The sequence below is a fragment of the Streptoalloteichus hindustanus genome (genome assembly GCF_900129375.1).
Classification (GTDB): Bacteria; Actinomycetota; Actinomycetes; order Mycobacteriales; family Pseudonocardiaceae; genus Streptoalloteichus; species Streptoalloteichus hindustanus.
In genome coordinates this window covers 715,010-734,166 of the sequence record NZ_FQVN01000003.1, presented here as the reverse complement: position 1 = coordinate 734,166, position 19,157 = coordinate 715,010, and the positions used below count along the sequence as shown (strand labels likewise).

At 70.4% G+C, this 19,157-nt stretch carries 12 protein-coding genes; 10 read left to right on the top strand and 2 right to left on the bottom strand.

The genetic code is table 11. From position 1 onward, the window contains the following. Positions 1–171 precede the first annotated feature (171 nt). The 4 genes from BUE43_RS12510 (at position 172) to BUE43_RS12495 (ending at position 8,384) form a co-directional block, all read left to right on the top strand. Positions 172–1,194 (top strand): hypothetical protein, encoded by a 1,023-nt coding sequence (locus tag BUE43_RS12510; protein ID WP_073482745.1) that lies wholly within the window; start codon positions 172–174, stop codon positions 1,192–1,194. An 87-nt stretch (positions 1,195–1,281) separates the two neighbouring features. Beyond that, a complete protein-coding gene (locus BUE43_RS35595) occupies positions 1,282–5,364 on the top strand; it encodes a Hint domain-containing protein (protein ID WP_143174106.1) in 4,083 nt (1,360 codons plus the stop codon). Between the two features lie 163 nt (positions 5,365–5,527). After that, positions 5,528–6,145, top strand: a complete 618-nt coding sequence (locus tag BUE43_RS12500; RefSeq protein ID WP_143174105.1) for a hypothetical protein — start codon at positions 5,528–5,530, stop codon at positions 6,143–6,145. Between the two features lie 280 nt (positions 6,146–6,425). Continuing rightward, a complete protein-coding gene (locus tag BUE43_RS12495; RefSeq protein ID WP_234995677.1) occupies positions 6,426–8,384 on the top strand; it encodes an AbfB domain-containing protein in 1,959 nt (652 codons plus the stop codon). 555 nt (positions 8,385–8,939) lie between these two features. Here the strand turns inward: BUE43_RS12495 and BUE43_RS12490 are convergent. After that, complete coding sequence (locus BUE43_RS12490) at positions 8,940–9,899, bottom strand: hypothetical protein (RefSeq protein ID WP_073482313.1); 960 nt, start codon at positions 9,897–9,899, stop codon at positions 8,940–8,942. Positions 9,900–10,027: 128 nt separating this feature from the next. On the opposite strand from BUE43_RS12490, the gene BUE43_RS12485 reads away from it, so the two are divergent. The 3 genes from BUE43_RS12485 to BUE43_RS12475 are packed head-to-tail and all read left to right on the top strand — an operon-like array spanning position 10,028 to position 14,440. Continuing rightward, entirely contained in the window at positions 10,028–12,661 is a 2,634-nt protein-coding gene (locus BUE43_RS12485) for a valine--tRNA ligase (RefSeq protein ID WP_073482311.1), read from the top strand. Between the two features lie 5 nt (positions 12,662–12,666). Next, a complete protein-coding gene (gene folC / locus BUE43_RS12480) occupies positions 12,667–14,034 on the top strand; it encodes a bifunctional tetrahydrofolate synthase/dihydrofolate synthase (protein WP_073482309.1) in 1,368 nt (455 codons plus the stop codon). A gap of 16 nt (positions 14,035–14,050) precedes the next feature. Next, positions 14,051–14,440: a DUF4233 domain-containing protein gene (locus BUE43_RS12475; protein ID WP_073482306.1), complete on the top strand. Its 390-nt coding sequence runs from the start codon at positions 14,051–14,053 to the stop codon at positions 14,438–14,440. Positions 14,441–14,539: 99 nt separating this feature from the next. On the opposite strand, the gene BUE43_RS12470 is transcribed toward BUE43_RS12475, so the two are convergent. Beyond that, positions 14,540–15,586 (bottom strand): ABC-2 transporter permease, encoded by a 1,047-nt coding sequence (locus BUE43_RS12470; RefSeq protein WP_073482304.1) that lies wholly within the window; start codon positions 15,584–15,586, stop codon positions 14,540–14,542. 161 nt (positions 15,587–15,747) lie between these two features. Between BUE43_RS12470 and BUE43_RS12465 the strand changes: the two genes are divergently transcribed. The 3 genes from BUE43_RS12465 (at position 15,748) to BUE43_RS12455 (ending at position 19,155) form a co-directional block, all read left to right on the top strand. Beyond that, positions 15,748–17,310, top strand: a complete 1,563-nt coding sequence (locus tag BUE43_RS12465; protein WP_073482743.1) for an alkaline phosphatase D family protein — start codon at positions 15,748–15,750, stop codon at positions 17,308–17,310. Between the two features lie 334 nt (positions 17,311–17,644). Further along, positions 17,645–18,055 carry a nucleoside-diphosphate kinase gene (ndk, locus tag BUE43_RS12460; protein ID WP_073482302.1) on the top strand — a complete coding sequence of 137 codons (411 nt, stop codon included), beginning with the start codon at positions 17,645–17,647 and terminating at the stop codon, positions 18,053–18,055. A gap of 170 nt (positions 18,056–18,225) precedes the next feature. Further along, positions 18,226–19,155: an ABC transporter ATP-binding protein gene (locus BUE43_RS12455; RefSeq protein WP_407697119.1), complete on the top strand. Its 930-nt coding sequence runs from the start codon at positions 18,226–18,228 to the stop codon at positions 19,153–19,155. Positions 19,156–19,157: the final 2 nt, after the last annotated feature.

Below are 19,157 nucleotides of genomic sequence, written 5' to 3'. Positions count from 1 at the left end.
CTCGGTCTGTTGGGTGGGTTAGGGTCGGCAATTGGGGACGCCGGGGGTCGGGGAAGGTGTGCCCTGAGTTGTGGGTCAGGGTTCCTTTCGACGTTACGGGGGATTTCTGTGCGCAGGGGTCTGACTGTTGCCGCCCTTCTTCTGGTGATTTCGGCGAATGGCGCTCTCGTGATGCCGCCTTTCGGAGTCGCGCTCGCCGCGGGGCCCGTTGGTGGGGTCGCGCGGTCGTTCGCTGCGGACGAGGAGTCGGCGACGCGGAAGTTCGTGTGGTGGGTCGCTCTTCGGGACCCGCGCTCGGTGGTGCGGGCGGCGGCGCAGCACGCTCTGGCGACGTCCGACGGTGACGCAGGGCTGCTCGCGTTCCTGGAGACCGACTACCCGGCGGCGAAGCGGTACGCCGAGGAGCGGAAGGCGATGAACGCCGACTTCGCCCGGCGGGTGTTGGAGACGCACACCGCGGAGTTCTCCCCAGAGGTTCACGCCGCGGCCCGGCGTGCGGTGAACGGGACCGACGCTGACCGGGAGTGGTTCGCCCGAACGGGTTTCGCGGAGGCGAAGGAGCGGGACCGGCGGGCCAGGGAAAGCTCCGGTGAGCAGGCCCGTGCCCTGGTGGAGGCCGACCGGAACTACGTGCGCACACTCGCCACACACGACCCGGGAACCCAGGTGCGGGCGGCCGCGGCGTACGCGGTGCGGCCGGCAGCCACGGACAACGACATCGTGGAGTTCTTCGCCCACGACTGGGCCAGCGCCGCGAAACTCGACCTGGAGTCGTATCGGCTGCGGTTGCTGGACAACGAGGTCGCGTGGCGAGCCGCGGTGAACCGCTTGGTCGCCGACGCCCAGGCGGCGGAGAAGGCGGCCGCGGAGGCGGCGGAGGAGGCCAAGGAGCAGGCCCGCGCCGCTGCGGCACGGGCGTGGCGGGCGGCCGCGGAGCGAACCGCCGCTCCGCGTTCGGCATGGGCGGAGGCGCAGGAGGTCTCTGCTCGACAGGCGGCGAACTGGCGGCAGGTGGCGGCGGCCGCCCAGGCGGCCACCGGACCGAACTGGGCCGCGGTCGCCAACTTCTCCACCAGCACTGAGGCGCAGTGGAAGTCCGAGCAGGAAGTCGTCGCCGAGCAGGCCCGGTTCTGGAACGCCCTGCTGCAGCAGGCGCTGGCCGGTGAGCAGCGCGTGCAGTCCGGCAAGAGCTGACCGGGCACCGCTTTCGGGCATTCACGGGAACACCTCACATACGGAGTGGGGTGTTCCCTTTCTTCTCGCGAAGAAGAGGAGGTTCTGGTGCGCTTACTTCAACGCGCCCGAAGATTAACGGTATTACTTCTGGGATTCGCGCTCTTCGCGGGTCTGCTGGATCCGCTGGGTCGGCCGTCGTCTCCGTTCCTTCCCGCTGCGGCCGCGGCGGAGGAACCCCGGCAGTCCTCGCCGGCACGGCCGATGCCACCCTCCGAGTACCAGGACTGGGACGGCAAGACGGGGATTCCGAACTTCGATCCGCGTCTTCGGCAGTTGGTGGCCGACATCGCCGAGTTGGCCGAGGACGTCGAGGTCCGCGACGCCGCGCGGGCTGCATTGGACGCCCAGACCGACGAAGCCGTGATGGCCTTCCTGGCCACCGGTGAGCCGGAGGCGCAGAAGAGGGCCAAGGCCCGGAAGGAGGAGACGGCCCGGCGCAACCGGGAGGCCATCGAGAAGATGGCCGGCACCGGCGGCCCGATCTTCAACGCCGAGGTCCAGCGGGTGCTGGCCGGTTCGGACTACGACCGGGCCGCGTTCCTCGACTACGGCGCCGCGCTGGCTCGGGCGCGGGATGAGCAGAACACCAAGGCTGAGCGCGAGCGCATGGACGTGCTCCGCTCGCGGGTGCAGATGCTGGCGGGCGCGGGTGGGCCCGAGGTCAAGAAGACGGCCCAGGCGGCGCTGGACGCCGGCACTGACGCGGCGATCGTGGAGTACCTGCAGAAGGGCTACCTCGCCGCCGCCGAGAAGGACGCCGCGGCGTTCGAGGAGCACCTGCGTCAGCAGCGGGAGCGGGACAAGGCCGCCGAGGAGCTCAGCGAGCTGGCCAAGAAGGCGGCCCGGGCCGCGGAGGCACGCAAGAACCTGCTCAACGCGCACGGCGAGGGTGTGCGTTCCCTGCAGCGCGCGGCCAACGCGCTGGTGTCGGGGTCGAACGAGGCCCGGAAGGCCGCGGAGATCCTGGCCTCCAACACCGCGGGTGGGCACCACAACGGTTCCTTCGCCGAGGTCAAGCGGGAGGTCGCCCGCCAGCTCGACTCGGCGCGGCAGGCCGCTGAGGGCGCGGAGAAAGCGGCGGTGCGGGCCGAGGGCGAGGCGAAGATCCTCGTCGAGACCGGCCTGACCTACGGCGCCGACTGGGCCAAGATCGCGCGGGGCATGGCTGGGGCCGCGCGGTCGGCGGTGGGCGCGGTGGAGACCTCCCAGCACGCCATCGACGCCACCGAGGCCACCGACAAAGCGCAGGAGGGCCAGCAGAAGGCCGAGGCGCACGCGGAGCAGGCCCGCCGGTGGCGGGTTCAGGCCGAGGAGCACGCACGGTCCGCGGCGAACCTGGCCGAGGCGGCGAAGACGCAGGCGGCCGCTGCTCGTGACGCGGCGAACCGGGCCAAGCAGGCCCGGGAACAGGCCGAGGACGCCGAGCGTCGCGCCTGGGCCGCCGCGGAGCGCACGCGTCAGGCCCGGTTGACGGCGGAGGCCGAGCAGCGCAAGGCCGCCGAGGCCCGGGCGCGGGCCGAGAAGGAACGCGCCAACGCGGCTGCGGCGCGGCAGCGTGCGCAGCAGCAGGCTGCGGTCGCCGCGAGCGCCCGGGCTCAGGCCCAGTACCAGGCCAGCATCGCCGCCGGCGCCCGCTCCCGCGCCGAGGAGCAGGAACGCATCGCGGGCGGGGCGGCGGACAAGGCCCGCACCGAGGAAACCAACGCCAAGGCCGCGCGGGAACGCGCCTACACCGCCGAGCAGGACCGGCAGGCCGCTGTGGCGAAGGCGGAAGCCTTGGAAGCCACTCTCGCGGCCGCGCGGGGCACTGAGCATGAAGGCGTCGCCCGGGAGGCCGCAGGGCAAGCGCGTAACGAAGCGAACACCGCAACTGGTGCTGCTCGCGCGGCGGGACATGCGGCTCAAGTCGCCTCTGGTGCGGCGGCGAATGCTCGTGCTGCCGCGAACGAGGCGACCCGAGCGGCCGCGCGAGCGCGAGCGGCGGCCCGTGAGGCCGAGGCCGCGGCCGCGCGGGCGGACGCGGCGGCGAACAAGGCGGAAGCCGAAGCCGCCACCACGCACGCTGCGGCTGTCGAGGCCGACGCCAAGGCCGCTGAGGCGATCATGGCCGAAGCGCAGGCGGCTGAGCACGCCCGCAACGCCGGGGAACTCGCCCGTCAGGCCGCCGACGAAGCGATGCACGCGCTGTGGTCGGCGCAGCGAACCAAGGCCGAGTCAGAGGCCGCCGCGAACGAGGCGGTCTCGGCGGCGACCCAGGCCGGGATCGCGGTGCGCGCCTCCCTGGCGGCCAGAACGTCGTCGCAGGGCATTGCCGAGCCGGCCAACACCGCGATCAAGGTCGTGGCCCCGTTCGAGGGCAAGGACCTCGACGCCGACTTCGCCAAGGAGGTCGCCGAACAGGCCAAGACCGTCGGCGCGGAGCAGGCCAAGGCGGCCCAGGACCGGGCGACCGAAGCCGTGGCCGCCGCCAAGAAGGCACAGGAGGCCGCCGACCGTGCAGCTGCCGAGGTCAAGCCTGCCTTCGAGGCGGCCAGCCGGGCTGCTCACTCCGCAGCTGAAGCCGCGCAGGCCGCCGCTGAGGCCCAGCGGGGGGCCGCCGACGCCGCTGCGGAGCGGGTGAAGGCCCAGGAGGCGGCCGGTCGTGCCAACCAGGCCGACGCGCAAGCCCAGGAGGACGCCCGCAAGGCGCGCGCCGCGGCCAACGATGCCGCCCGCTCAGCCACTCTCGCCGGCAAGGCCGCCTCAGCCGCCGAGAAGGAGGCGGCCACCGCCCGAGCCGCGGCCAGCGCTGCCGAGCGGGACGCGGCAGCGGCCAGAGCAGCAGCGGCCAAGGCCGAACAGGACGCCGCCGCGGCCCGCACCGCCGCCGACAACGCCCAGAAACACGCCGAAGAAGCCGCCAAATCCGCGGAGAAAGCCCGGGAACACGCCGCCGAGGCCGTCAAGTCCGCTGAACGCGCCGAAGCCGCCGCCCGCGAAGAAGAACGCAAACGCCGCGAAGGCACGGCTTCACAAGCTGGCGGCGGCCATCCGGACCTGACGGCCGAGGAGGAAGCAAAGCTCCTCGCGGAGGGTGGGCCCGAACTCGTTGAGGAGTTCCGCAAGGCGCGCGAGAACGCCAACAAGGGCATCGTCGACTTCGTCAAGGAGAACGGTGCTGACATCCTCCTGGAGCTCCTGGGTGTCGACAACATCCGGCGTTGCCTCGGTTCGGGCAATGTTGAGAGCTGCCTGTGGAGCCTTCTCGACATTGGATCGCTTGCTGTCGCTGTAGGAAAAATCCCTGCGGTCGGCAAGGCGATTTACCGGGTCGTCACAGGAGCTCGAAAATTCCTTGAAGGCGTAGATGTCGCCGCAAAGTCCTTGGACAAGGCTCGCGATCTGATCAAGAAGTTTCAGAAGGCGTGCAACTGCTTCCCGGCTGGCACGATGGTCGCGACCGCTGTCGGACCTAAGCCAATCGAGAACATTGCCGTCGGCGACCAGGTGTGGGCGCGCGATCTCGACACCGGTCGTTCTCACCTCCGCCCGGTAACGGGGCTCTTCAGCAAATCGGCTGTGGAGATCCTTACGGTCAGAACTGCCCGGGTAGAGGTCCGCGTGACTCCCCAACACCCGTTCTGGGTGGGAGGGCGTGGATGGGTTGAGGCCGCCGACCTCAGGGTTGGAGATTCTCTGTCCACCCTCCAAGGTGAAGAGCTGGCGATCGTTGACATCTCCAGACAAAATATTCAGACGATCGTCTACAGCTTTGAGGTTGCTGGTGACCACAACTATTACATCACGGAAGCTCAGCTTCTCGTTCACAACTGTTTGGTTCCACCGGCGGCGTGGATCAGTGAGCGAAAACTGGCTCACTCCTTCGACAGGCACGCCGCTCAGTGGTTCGGCAGAGATGTGCCGAAGTCGACGCACCTGAAGGAGTGGCGGGATTTGCTCGAGCGCGGCTTGAAGAGTAAGGATGTGGTTCCCTGGAAATCGGGTGAAACGAAAACGTTTGCCTATTTAAGCAGGTTTGATGGGAAGTGGTTCGCTGTGCAGATCGACCGTGTCACGGGGGAACTTGTCACCGCGATCGTTCCCAAGCAAGGTCAAGTGGCTGCGATGCTGAGAATACTTGGGAAATAAAATGGAAAACTTGTCTCCGGAGGCACCTCATCTCTCGATCGCGGTATACCCTTCGATAGGAGAGGATCAGGCGCTGCGAGAGGTGTACGCGACACTCTGTGAGGCGAACGAGGTTCTGCATTCACGTATTTCATTGGTTCCTGTCGAGGCGAGGTTCGAGTCGGTGTCCGACCTTGCGGATTCGCTCCATGTGATCGATGTCTCTGGCGCGAATGTCTCGCGACTTTTTGAGGAGAAGGAGGGCGAGGGTTTTCGCGCGGTCCGTGTACAACTTCTGGAAAAAACCCTGGGCGTTGTGGTGGCGGAGCTCTCCCGCGCGGAGCCGGGCGAGATACATCCTGTCTCGGTGGCACTTTCGGCGGACGTTCTCGGCTTCCCCGAGTTTTTGTGGGAAAGGGAGGGTGGCTATCGAGCCTTTCTGCTCGGAGAGTGGGCGCGGAAGACGCTCCAATCCATCTGTGACAGGTTGGATCCGCTATACGGGCACCTGGGGGTGGAGGAGACTCTGCCCTCTCCGTCCGGGTTCCGGGAAGTGTGCGACCGTGTTCGCGGCGAGTTCTATCTTTCCAAGCGACTCGTAGGGGTGAGGAAGGATTTTCTCGACGCTCTGACACTGGATTATGGCAGTGGTCTGGTGTCAACGTGGCACAAGGGGTTTTTTATTTGCAGTTGGCCGCCCTTCGGTGGTCTGGGGCTTTCGGATGAAGAAGCGCGCTCGCTGGAGGTCAAGGTCACGAAATTCGTGGCGGAGATGCTGGGGGTGGGCCGCTTGGGGCAATAATTGTTTTCCGTTGCCTGTCTGCGTCTTTCTCTTGGCTGTTGTGACGTGGTCCTCTGTGGGGCGGTCGATCCAGCACCTCACCTGAGACAGGAGTGGTTGGCGCGTCTGGTGCCTCCCAGGCCACGCTTGATCGGCTTCGGCTGAAGAACGGGAAATCAGAATGATTTCACCTGAAAGGACAAGTGGGGTGTCGATTCGAAGGACATTCGGGAGTGCTCGACGGCTGGGACATGCGGCGCCCCGTGCGCTGTGCCTCGTGACTCTGGCGGTGGCTGCTGGAGTGCTGGCACCGGTTGCCATGGCGGCACCAGTTCCCGGTGTGATGGTGAAGGCGGAGCAGCCGAAGGCGGCGGCTGGGGCGACGCTGGATGACAAGCTCCGGGCTGCCTCGGCGTTAGGCATTGTCGCCAGCAACGAACTGCTGGTGCTGAGCGACCGGAACTTCGTGTTCGCATTGTGGCGGCAGGCCAAGGGCGCGGAGGTGCGTGCCTCGGCGGAGCTGGCGCTCGGAGGCACGGACGCGGACTGCACGACGTGGATCAAGCTGGGCATCCACGACGCGGTGAAGCGGGACCAGGCCAAGGAGCAGCGGGACGCGGAGGCGGCGCGCATCGCGCGCGAGCTGAAGCGCAACGCCGCCATGATGGTCGGCATCGAGCCCACGGCGGAGATGCTGGTCCTGGGCTACAAGGACTTCGTCTACGACCTGTGGAAGCGGGTGTCGGGGCCGAAGGTGAAGGCTGCGGCGCTGGAGGCGTTCGGCAAGGACGAGGCCGCGCAGAAGGCGTTCCTCGCCGAGGGCATCCGCAAGGCGCACGAGCAGGACCAGCTCGACGCCATCGAGAAGAACCAGCAGGCCACCGAGGCGGAGAAGGCCCGGCAGAAGGCGCGTGCCGCCAAGCAGCGGGCGATGCGCCAGGTGCTCGGGGTCGAGCCCACCGAGGGCATGCTGGAGTTGTCGGACGACAACTTCATCCGTGAGGTGTGGAACCGGGCCAAGCCGGACACCGAGGTGCAGACCGCGTCCGTGGCCGCACTGCGCAGTTCCGACCCCGCGGTGTGGAAGCGGTTCATCGACACCGGCATCTACGAGGCCAACAACCGGGACAAGGCCAACGAGCTGCGCAAGCAGGAGGAGGCGGACAAGCGCCGTCTGCTGGAGATCCAGACCAAGGCGGAGAAGAGCCTGGTCCACCCCGAGTTGGTGGACGCCGCCAAGGCGGCTCTGGCCGCTGGCCCGGAGGGCGTCTCCTGGTTCCTGCGTATCGGGCAGTACGGGGCGGCGCTCATTCAGTCTCTGCAGTCGGACACGCTGGGTGTTCGAGGCTGGTATATCCGCAATGGCTCTGATGGGCATGCTCGCATCGAGCCGGGCAAACCGGTGCCCGGCCCCGGTGTGGGAGCGGACGCGAACTGGCGGGTCGTGCCCGGCCTCGCCGACACGAACTGCCACTCGCTGGAGGCGGCCGACCGGCCGGGTGTCTACCTCCGCCAGGAGAACCTGCGCGTCCTGGTGGCGCAGAGCGACGGTAGCGAGCAGTTCCGTCGCGATGCCACCTGGTGTTCGCACCCGGGGCTGCAGGGTGCGGGTGTCTCGTTGGAGTCCCTGAGCGCCAAGGGCCGTTTCCTGCGCCACATCAATTCCGAGCTGTGGGCGGCGAACAAGAGCGGGGAGAACTGGTTCGACAATCCGAACGTGTTCGAGCCGGACGCTTCCTGGCGCATGCATGGTTCCAACCCGGTGTCCACCGGCATCCTCCTTCGTTGGTTGAACGACGAGTCCCTGCGGGGTCGCGTGGGCAACCCGGTTGAGGAGGAGAAGGCGGACGGCGACGTGCGGTGGCGCAACTACCAGCAGGCGCGGCTCTACTGGACCGGTGCCACTGGTGCGCAGGAGATCCGGGGCGCGATCAGGGAGAGGTACGACGCGCTGGGCGCCCACAAATCGGGGCTCGGAGTACCGATCACGGACGAGCTGACCACCCCGGACGGCATCGGGCGCTTCAATCACCTGAACCGGCACGACGGCGCCTCGATCTACTGGTCACCTGAGACCGGTGCTCGCGCGGTCTACGGGACCATCCGGGAGAGGTGGGCTTCACTCGGCTGGGAGCGGTCGTACCTGGGCTACCCGACCGGCGAGGAGAAGAAGGTCGGCGACCTGGTCGTCCAGGAGTTCCAGAACGGTCGGATCGAGCACGATCCGAGGACCGGCAGGACGACCGACATTCGCAAGTGAGCGGTTCACTCTCGCCGTGCGACGTGATTTGAGCTCGAGCGGGAGATGAAGCACTAGGGGCGGCCACCTCGACAAAAACGTCGCGGTGGCCGCCCCCTCGGTGTTAGTGCAGCCCTTGGAAGCTACTTCAGTAGAGCGTGGCTGCTGCAACTTGCGGCTCTGTCGTGTCACTGTCGGCCAAGGGGGAGTGGATTGCCGTTGCTGTTCGTGTCGTTTCTCGTGACTGGAGCGCCCGCCCATTGCGGACGGGCATGTTGGTCCAGGAGTTCAAAGGAGTTCTCGTCGTTGCCGACGCGTCGAAGAGCACAAACGTCTTTGATTCTTCGACGAGAAGGTCGACCTGCCCATCCGCGTGGTACTCCCCGAGACTGAAGGAGGAACCCTGCGTCAGGGTGCTGTGTCGGCGATCGATGCTGTGTTGGAACTACCGGCGAGAGCGCGGAAAAGGGAGTCGCCCTGATATGGGGTGAGGGCAGGCCGAGGGGCGGTTGTCTCGACGGGAAACTGTCGAGACAACCGCCCCCCTTGTGTGTCTCGGGCGGAGCGTGACAGGAGTTAGTTGCCGCAGGCGTTCTCGTCGCCCATGGGGTTGGCGGGGTCGAAGTAGTAGGCCGAGTCGTGTTTGGCCGGCTTGCCGTCGAGGCGGCGCTCGGAGATCGACGGGGCGAGGAAGCCCTTCTTGGCCTCCCCGCAGGCGATCGAGTAGGTGAAGCCCTGGGCCTTGCCGGGCCAGAGGCCCTTGATGTCGTTCCCGACGAGGTAGGTCGCCTCCCACCGTTCGAGGGCCACGATGTCCATCGGCCCGATCGGCTTCTTGTCGCCGGGGTCGAAGGCGTAGGCGATGACGTAGTTCGTGTGGACGGCGAGTGTGCCGTGCTCGCCCGACTCGACCCACATCCGGCCGTTGACCTTCGGCTCGACCGGGAGGAGCCGCTGGCCCTTGCTGACCCGGGTGAGGATCCAGGAGGTCCCGGCCACGTCGCCCCCGGCGAGCTTCGCGCGGATTGTGGTCAGGCTCTCCGGATCGAGCTGCGCGAGGACGGGGTCGGGTGTGTGGTTCTCCAGGACCTGGCGGTCCAGGCGCGCGGCGGTGAGGAACCGCCGCACCTTCTCCGTCGCCTCGGCGACCTGCTCCGGTGAGTAGCCGGCGACGGGTGCGGGCGGCGGGGCGACGAAGCCGGCGGTGCCGTCGGCCCATCCCTCGGCCGGGGTGCCGGCGAAGGGGCGGGCGAGGTCGACCTTGCGCATCGCCTCGACAGTGGACGGGGCGGTCGTTGAGGTGTGTGCCGTCGAGGTGCTCGGAGCGCTGTCGGCGAGGAGGCTGTCGAGCCGACCGGACTGGTGGAGTGCCAGCCCGCCGGCGAGGGCCACGGCGGACAGGATGGCGATGGTCTTGGGAAGGTGACGGCGGAACCGCGCACGGCGGCGGAGCCGGCGCGCGTCGCGGTGGGCGCGCCGAGTGGCCGCGCGTTGCCACCGTTCGTCGCGCAGGTCGGGGTGCTGCTCGATATCCACTTGTCCCCCAGATGAGGCGAAGAGCCGGCAAACCATAAGCGGCGGCGCCGACGAAGATCGGAAGGGGTCGCGGCTCTGGTGCCGGAACTGCCGTGCGGGCCACAATCGGGGGTTCGTAAACTCTCCGCGTGACCGAGACCCTCCCGCACCAGGCCCGTGCCGACCTCCCGCCCCAGTGGAACCCGGCGGAGGTAGAGGGCGAGCTCTACGAGCGGTGGGTCGAGCGCGGCTACTTCACCGCCGACGCGAGCAGCGACAAGCCGCCCTACACGATCGTGATCCCGCCGCCGAACGTCACCGGCACCCTGCACATGGGCCACGCGCTGGACCACACCCTGATGGACTCGCTGACCCGGCGTCGGCGCATGCAGGGCTACGAGGTCCTCTGGCTGCCCGGCATGGACCACGCCGGCATCGCCACGCAGAACGTGGTCGAGCGGGAGCTGGCCAAGGAGGGCCGGTCCCGGCACGACCTGGGCCGGGAGGCCTTCGTCGAGCGCGTGTGGGACTGGAAGGCCGAGTACGGCGGCCGCATCCTCGGCCAGATGCGCCGGCTCGGCGACGGCGTCGACTGGAGCCGCGAGCGCTTCACGATGGACGAGGGCCTGTCCCGCGCCGTCCAGACGATCTTCAAGCGGCTGTTCGACGACGGCCTGATCTACCGCGCCGAGCGCATCATCAACTGGTGCCCGCGCTGCCGGACGGCGCTGTCGGACATCGAGGTGGAGCACAGCGAGGACGAGGGCGAGCTCGTCTCGATCCGCTACGGCGACGGCGAGAACGCGATCGTCGTGGCCACCACCCGCGCGGAGACCATGCTCGGCGACACCGCCGTCGCGGTGCACCCGGACGACGAGCGCTACCGGCACCTGGTCGGCACCGAGGTGGAGCTGCCGCTGACCGGCCGGCGCATCCCGGTCGTGGCCGACGCGCACGTCGACCCGGAGTTCGGTACCGGCGCGGTCAAGGTGACCCCGGCGCACGACCCGAACGACTTCGAGATCGGCCAGCGGCACGACCTGCCGTCGCTCACCGTGATGGACGAGCGCGGCAACATCACCGTGCACGGCCCGTTCGAGGGACTGGACCGGTTCGAGGCCCGCCCGGCGATCGTCGCCGCCCTGCGGCAGCAGGGGCGGATCGTCGCCGAGAAGCGCCCCTACGTGCACTCGGTCGGCCACTGCTCGCGGTGCGACACGGTGGTCGAGCCCCGGCTGTCCATGCAGTGGTGGGTCAAGGTCGAGCCGCTGGCGAAGGCGGCCGGGGACGCGGTGCGCGACGGTCGCACCACCATCCACCCGCCGGAGCTGGCCAAGCGGTACTTCGACTGGGTCGACGACATGCACGACTGGTGCATCTCGCGGCAGCTGTGGTGGGGGCACCGCATCCCGGTCTGGTACGGCCCGGACGGCGAGGTCGTCTGCGTCGGCCCCGACGAGCAGCCGCCGACCGGCGAGGGCTGGCGGCAGGACCCGGACGTCCTGGACACCTGGTTCTCCTCCGGGCTGTGGCCGTTCTCCACGCTCGGCTGGCCGGACCGCACCGAGGACCTGGCCCGGTTCTACCCGACCAGCGTGCTGGTCACCGGCTACGACATCCTGTTCTTCTGGGTCGCCCGGATGATGTTGTTCGGGCTGTACGCCATGGACGGCCGGCAGCCGTTCGACAACGTCTTCCTGCACGGCCTGATCCGCGACGCGCAGGGCAAGAAGATGTCCAAGTCGCGGGGCAACGTCATCGACCCGCTGGACTGGCTGGACCGCTACGGCGCGGACGCGCTGCGGTTCACCCTGGCCCGCGGCGCCAACCCCGGCTCGGACATGGCGCTGGCCGAGGAGTGGGCGGCCGGCTCCCGCAACTTCTGCACGAAGCTGTGGAACGCCAGCCGGTTCGCGATGATGAACGGCGCGACGGTCGAGCGCGCGGTGCCCGAGCGCGACCGGCTCACCGACGCCGACCGGTGGATCCTGGACCGGCTCGACGCCACGGTCGGCGAGGTGGACGCCCTGTTCGAGGGCTTCCAGTTCGCCAAGCTGTGCGACGCGCTCTACCACTTCACGTGGGACGAGTTCTGCGACTGGTACCTGGAGCTGGCGAAGGTCCAGATCGCCGAGGGCGGCGAGCGGGCCGAGGCCACCAGGGCCGTGCTCGGCCGGGTGCTCGACGTGCTGCTGCGGCTGCTGCACCCGGTGATCCCGTTCGTCACCGAGGTGCTGTGGACGGCGCTGACCGGCGGCGAGTCGCTGGTCGTCGCCGAGTGGCCGGCCCGCGCCGGCGCGCCGGCCGACGCCGACGCCGAGCGCCGGGTCATTGGCGCGCAGAAGCTGATCACCGAGATCCGCCGGTTCCGCTCCGACCAGGGCCTCAAGCCCGGTCAGCGGGTCGCCGCCCGGCTCGTCGGCCTGGCCGAGGCCGAGCAGGGCGGGCACGAGGCCGCGGTCCGCTCCCTGGCCCGGCTGGACGCCCCGGCCGACGGCTTCACCGCGTCGGCCTCGCTGGAGGTCGGCCTGCCCGGCGGCACGGTCGTGGTCGAGCTGGACCTGTCCGGCGCGGTCGACGTCGTCGCCGAGCGCAAGCGGCTGGCCAAGGACCTCGCCGCGGCCGAGAAGGAGCTGGCCGGCTGCGAGGCCAAGCTGGGTAACCCGAAGTTCACCGACAAGGCGCCGGCGGACGTGGTCGCCAAGATCAGGGACCGGCGGGACGCCGCCGCGGCCGACATCGACCGTCTCAGGGCGCGGCTGGCCGCGCTCCCGGAGGGCTGAGCCCCATGGCGAAGGTGGACCCCGAGGACCTCGCGGAGCTGCGCTCCGTCGAGGCCGAGCTGGACCAGCGGTGGCCGGAGACGAGGATCGCGCCGTCGCTGGACCGCATCCGCCTGCTCACCGAGGTGCTCGGCGACCCGCAGCGCAGCTACCCCGTGCTGCACGTCGCCGGCACCAACGGCAAGACCTCGACCTCGCGGATGATCGACGCCCTGCTCACCAGGATCGGGTTGCGCACCGGGCGGTACACCAGCCCGCACCTGCAGCTCGCCACCGAGCGGATCAACATCGACAACCAGCCGATCAGCCCGGGGCGCTACGTCGAGGTCTACCGCGACGTCGAGCCCTACATCGGGATGGTGGACGAGCGCAGCGACGTCCGGATGAGCAAGTTCGAGGTGCTCACCGGCATGGCGTTCGCCGCGTTCGCCGACGCCCCGGTGGAGGCGGCGGTGGTGGAGGTCGGCCTCGGCGGCTCGTGGGACGCCACCAACGTCGCCGATGGCAAGATCGCGGTGATCTGCCCGATCGGCGTCGACCACGTCGAGTACCTCGGCCCGGAGATCACCGGCATCGCCAGGGAGAAGGCCGGGATCATCAAGCCCGGCTCCGTCGCGGTGCTGGCGGCCCAGGAGCCCGAGGTGGCCCAGGTGCTGCTGGAGCGCTGCGTCGAGGTCGGCGCCACCGTCGCCCGGGAGGGCATGGAGTTCGGCGTGCTGGACCGCCGGCTGGCCGTCGGCGGCCAGATGGTGCGGCTGCAGGGTCTCGGCGGTGTCTACGACGAGATCTTCCTGCCGCTGCACGGCGAGCACCAGGGCCGCAACGCCGCGCTCGCGTTGGCCGCGGTGGAGGCGTTCTTCGGCGCGGGGGAGGGGCGGCAGCTCGACGTCGGGGCGGTGCGCGACGCGTTCTCCTCGGTGCTCTCGCCCGGCCGGATGGAGCGGGTCCGGGCCGCGCCGACCGTGCTGGTGGACGCCGCGCACAACCCGCACGGCGCCCGCGCGCTGGCCGCGGCGCTGAGCGACGAGTTCGCCTTCCGCCGCCTCGTGGCCGTTGTCGGCGTGATGGCCGACAAGGACGCGCGCGGCATCCTGGAGGCGCTGGAGCCGGTGGTCACCGAGGTGGTGCTCACCAGGAACTCCTCACCCCGCGCGATGGACCCCGACGACCTCGCGGTGCTGGCGCGGGAGATCTACGCCGACGACCGGATCGTGGTGGAGACCCGGCTCGACGACGCGATCGAGACCGCGGTGCGGTTGGCCGAGGAGACCGACGACCCGGACGAGCCGATCTCCGGCGCGGGGGTCGTGGTGACCGGGTCGGTGGTCACCGCGGGCGAGGCGCGCGCGTTGTTCGGCAAGGAACCGGCGTGAGCGGGGAGGCCCCGAGGTGAGCGAGCAGTCCGCCCCCCATCCGCCGGTGAAGGACCCGTGGAAGGGGCTGCGCGGCGTTATGGCCGGCACCCTGGTCATGGAGGCCATCGTCGTGGGGCTGGCGTTGCCGGTGGTGCACCGCTTCGGTGGCGGGCTGTCCTCCACGAACGGTCTGCTCGTCGGCGGGCTGGCGGTGGCGATGGTGCTGGCCAGCGGGTTCGTCGGTCGCTCGTGGGGACTGGGCCTCGCGCTGGCGCTGCAGGCGCTGATGGTGCTCACGTTCTTCATCGCCCCGGCGCTGGGCGCGCTCGGCGTGCTGTTCGCGCTGGTGTGGGCGTGCATCCTGTGGCTGCGCCGGGACGTCGCGCGGCGGCTGGCCCAGCTGTCGTCACCGGACCAGCGCTGACGCGACGAGCCCTGGGGCGATTGAGCACCGGGGCAATGAGCCCTGGGGCGACGAGCACCGGGGTGACCGGCGGCTCGGCGGGCTCGCGGACGAGGTCCGTCAGGCCCGCAGGTGCGACGGTGGGTGCTCGCGGTAGCGGGAGGAGACGACGAGCGTGATCATCACGCCGACGGCCGCGTAGATGGCGAGCACCCACAGCGGCAGGGCCAGCGCGGCGCCGTCGAAGTAGGCGACGTTGCGGGTGGCGCTGGTGCCCGCCCCGGTCGGCAGGTACGGCCCGATGACCCGCCAGAAGGTGGGCAGGAGCGCCTGCGGGAAGGGGCCGCCGGAGCTGGGGTTGCCCAGCACCACGAAGAACAGGATCGCGACGCCGATCCCGACCAGCCCGGCGAGGACCTGCAGCGCCATCGTCGCCGCCGCCGTGGCGAAGACGATGAGCGCGCCCAACGCCCACAGGCCGAAGAAGCCGTCCGGCAGCGCGTCGAGCATCGGACCGACGATCAGCGCCCCACCCAGTCCGGAGATGATCGCGTAGAGCGCCAGCGCGGACAGCCGGATGACGGCCCGACTGGTGTTGGCCGGGCGGGTGCCGCTGCTGAGCCCGAGGATCGCCGCGACCAGGTAGCCGCCGACGATCCAGCCCACGACCAGGTAGAACGCGGACAGGCCTCGGCCGTCTCCCGAGGCGACCGGCTTCACGTCGGTGACCGCGAGCCGCCGCCCCTGCTCGGTGTAGACGCGGCCGACGATCGCGCCGACCACGTCCGCGAGCGCCGGGCCGCCGGCCCCGGCGACCAGCAGCCGGTCGGCGTCCCTGTCCGGCTCGACGATCAGCGCCGCGTCGACCTCCCTGCGGTTGATCTGTCGGCGGGCCGCGCTCTCGTCGAGCACGCTGCGCGCGTCGAGCGGCTCGTCGGGCAGCCCGTTGAACCGGCCGACGACGTCGACCGAGTTCTGCCCGGGCGCGACGATGGCGAGCGGGATGTGGTGCGGCTGCGGGTGATGCAGCGCGCCCACGTAGGACACGATGAACGACAGTTGCAGCAGGAGGACGCCGATCACGAGCAGGACGGCGCGCAGGGTGACCGCGTCCCGCAGCCGCGCCGACACCCCGGGTGTCACGGCCGTCTCGTTGAGCTCCGTCACCGGCGCCTCCTCCCGTTGCCCGGATAGTGGGCGACCTCGGGCGACGCGCCAACCGACACGCATGGCCGGCGGTCCGGCTCCACGCGAACGGGTGATACGCGTTCACCTCGGCGTCGCCTCCCGGTCGCCCGGCCCGGCTAGGAACGCCGGCTATGGAGAACATGCGTTCCCTCGACCGCCGGTCGCTGCTGCGCGCCAGCGCCGTCGGCGCCGGCGTGCTGGCCTCCGGCCTGGCCGTCCCGGCCGCCGCGCTCGCCGGTCCGGCCAACCCGTCCGGACCCGCCCTGGTGCGGGGGGACCGCCCCCGGCTCACCCACGGCGTGCAGTCCGGCGACGTCACCACCGACGGCGCGCTGGTGTGGGCGCGCGCCGACCGCCCGTCGCGCATGCTCGTCGACGTCTCGTTCGACCCGTCCTTCCGGGTGGCGCGCACCTACCGCGGCCCGCTGCTGACCCCGGACACCGACGGCACGGGCAAGCTCCGGGTCGGCCACCTGCCGCCCGGCCACCGCGTGCACTACCGGGTGCGGGCCGAGGACCTCGACGGCCGGACCTGCGGCGAGCCGGTGGTCGGCACGTTCCGCACCGCCCCGATCGGCAGGGAGGGGGTGCGGTTCGTCTGGTCGGGCGACATCGTGGGCCAGGGCTGGGGCATCAACCCGGACGTCGGCGGCATGACGATCTTCTCCGCGATGGCGGCCCGCCGGCCCGACTTCTTCCTGTGCAGCGGGGACACCGTCTACGCGGACGGGCCGCTCGCCGAGACCGTCACCCTGCCCGACGGGCGGCGCTGGCGGAACCTGGTCACCCCGGAGAAGTCCAAGGTGGCCGAGACGCTCACCGAGTTCCGCGGCCAGTTCGCCTACAACCTCCTCGACGAGCACTACCGCCGGTTCGCCGCCGCCGTGCCGCAGATCAACCAGTGGGACGACCACGAGGTGACCAACAACTGGTACCCGGGCGAGGTGCTGACCGACGACCGGTACACCGAGAAGCGCGTTGACGTGCTCGCCGCCCGCGCGTTCCAGGCGTTCCACGAGTGGGTGCCGCTGGACCCGAAGCGCGCGGTCGACCGCCGGGTGTACCGCAACTTCACGTTCGGCCGGCACGTGGAGGTCTTCGTCCTCGACATGCGCACCTACCGGGACGCCAACTCGCCCGGCACCGCCCCGTTCGAGCGCATCCTCGGCGAGGCGCAGGCGCGTTGGCTGGTGGACGCGTTGGCCCGCAGCCGCGCCACCTGGAAGGTGATCGCGGCGGACCTGCCCCTGGGGTTGGTGGTGCCGGACGGCACGGCCAACGAGGGCGTGGCCAACGGCCGGCCCGGCGTGCCCGCCGGCCGGGAGGCGGAGATCGCGTGGGTGCTGCGGGAGATCGCCCGGCGCCGCGTGCGCGACGTCGTCTGGCTGACCGCCGACGTCCACTACACCGCCGCGCACCACTACTCGCCGGACCGCGCCGCCGTGCGGGACTTCGACCCGTTCTGGGAGTTCGTGTCGGGTCCGCTGCACGCGGGGGCGTTCGGGCCGAACAAGCTGGACCCCACGTTCGGGCCGGAGGCGGTCTTCGTGCACGCGCCGCCGGCGGCCAACACCTCGCCGCTGGACAACTTCCAGCACTTCGGCGAGATCGAGGTGGACGGGTGGAGCGGGGACCTGACTGTGCACCTGCGGGACGCCCGGGGCGCGTCGCTCTGGTCGAAGACCCTGCGGCCCCGGCGCTGAGCGCTGGCCCCGGGCGCGTCCGCCCCGGGCGCACCCGGGGACGACCCCGAGTAGTCCAAAGTGGACAGTTCTCCGGCTGTGCCACTCGCCACGGCCGTCACGACGCACCTCGTTATCGCGGGTGGAGTGGGTGTTGTGACGGCAAGGGCGTTGCCCCTGACACAGGCACGGGGGTTCGTGCCGGAAGTCCGGCACACTCGTGCGTGAAGGCGCACAACACTGGCGTGCCGGCGCGGAGCACGGCGGCCATGGTCCGGTGACCTGGCGCACGCCTCCGCCAGCTACGCTGCGCACACTGTTTTCGTACGACCCCTCACGAAGGAGTTAGGACCCCGTGACCGAGCGCACCCTGGTCCTGGTCAAGCCGGACGGCGTCAGCCGCGGTCTGACCGGCGAGGTCATCTCCCGGATCGAGCGGAAGGGCCTGAAGCTGGTCGCGCTCGAACTCCGCACCGTCGACCGCGCGCTGGCCGAGCAGCACTACGCGGAGCACGACGGCAGGCCGTTCTTCGAGTCGCTGCTGGAGTTCATCACCTCCGGCCCGCTGGTCGCGGCCGTGGTGGAGGGGCCGCGGGCCATCGCCGCGTTCCGGCAGCTCGCCGGCGGCACCGACCCGGTGGAGAAGGCCACCCCGGGCACCATCCGCGGCGACTTCGCCCTGGAGACCCAGTTCAACCTGGTGCACGGCTCGGACTCGACCGAGTCCGCCGCGCGCGAGATCAAGCTGTGGTTCCCCGACCTGTGAGCCGCTGAGGGCCGCGACCCGCGGATCTCGATCGGACCCGCGAGGGCCCGGCGACGAGGAGCTCCTCGTTACCCGGGCCCTCGCGGTCGTTCCGGCGACGGCCCCGCCGAGTCGCCGGGGCGGAAACTCGTTCGGGATTGTCGGGGGAGAGGGCTACCTTCGATCATGTGATCGAGGACACCGCTCTGGTGCGCGCACGCGGGCTGGTGAAGCGCTTCGGCGACTTCGAGGCCGTCCGCGGGATCGACGTCGAGGTGCGGCGGGGCGAGGCGTTCGGCTTCCTCGGCCCCAACGGCGCCGGCAAGTCCTCCACGATGCGGATGATCGCCTGCGTGTCCCCGCGCTCCGCCGGCGAGCTGCGGGTCCTGGGCGAGGACCCGGACCGCCACGGCCCCCGCATCCGGGCCCGGCTCGGCGTGGTCCCGCAGCAGGACAACCTGGACAACGAGCTCACCGTCCGGCAGAACCTGCACGTCTACGGCCGCTACTTCGGCCTGCCCCGCGCCAGGGTCCGCGCGAAGGCGGAGGAGCTGCTGGAGTTCGCCCAGCTCACCGACCGCGCCGACGACGAGGTCGAGCCGCTGTCCGGCGGGATGAAGCGGCGGCTGACCATCGCCCGCTCCCTGGTCAACGACCCCGAGCTGCTGCTGCTCGACGAGCCGACGACCGGCCTGGACCCGCAGGCCAGGCACCTGCTGTGGGACCGGCTGTTCCGGCTCAAGCAGAGCGGCGTCACGCTGCTCGTGACGACCCACTACATGGACGAGGCGGAGCAGCTCTGCGACCGGCTGGTCGTGATGGACGGCGGTCGAGTCGTCGCGGAGGGGTCGCCGGCCGAGCTGATCCGGTCCCACGCCACCCGTGAGGTCCTCGAACTGCGCTTCGCCCCGGGCGGCCAGGACGCCGCGGTGCCCCTGGCCAGGGAACTCGCCGACCGCGTGGAGGTGCTGCCCGACCGGCTGCTGCTCTACACCGGGGACGGGGAGGCCGCGCTCGCCGCCGTCCAGCGGCGGGGCGTCCAGCCGGTGGCCACCCTGGTCCGCCGCAGCACGCTGGAGGACGTCTTCCTCCACCTCACCGGCCGCAGCCTGGTGGACTGACG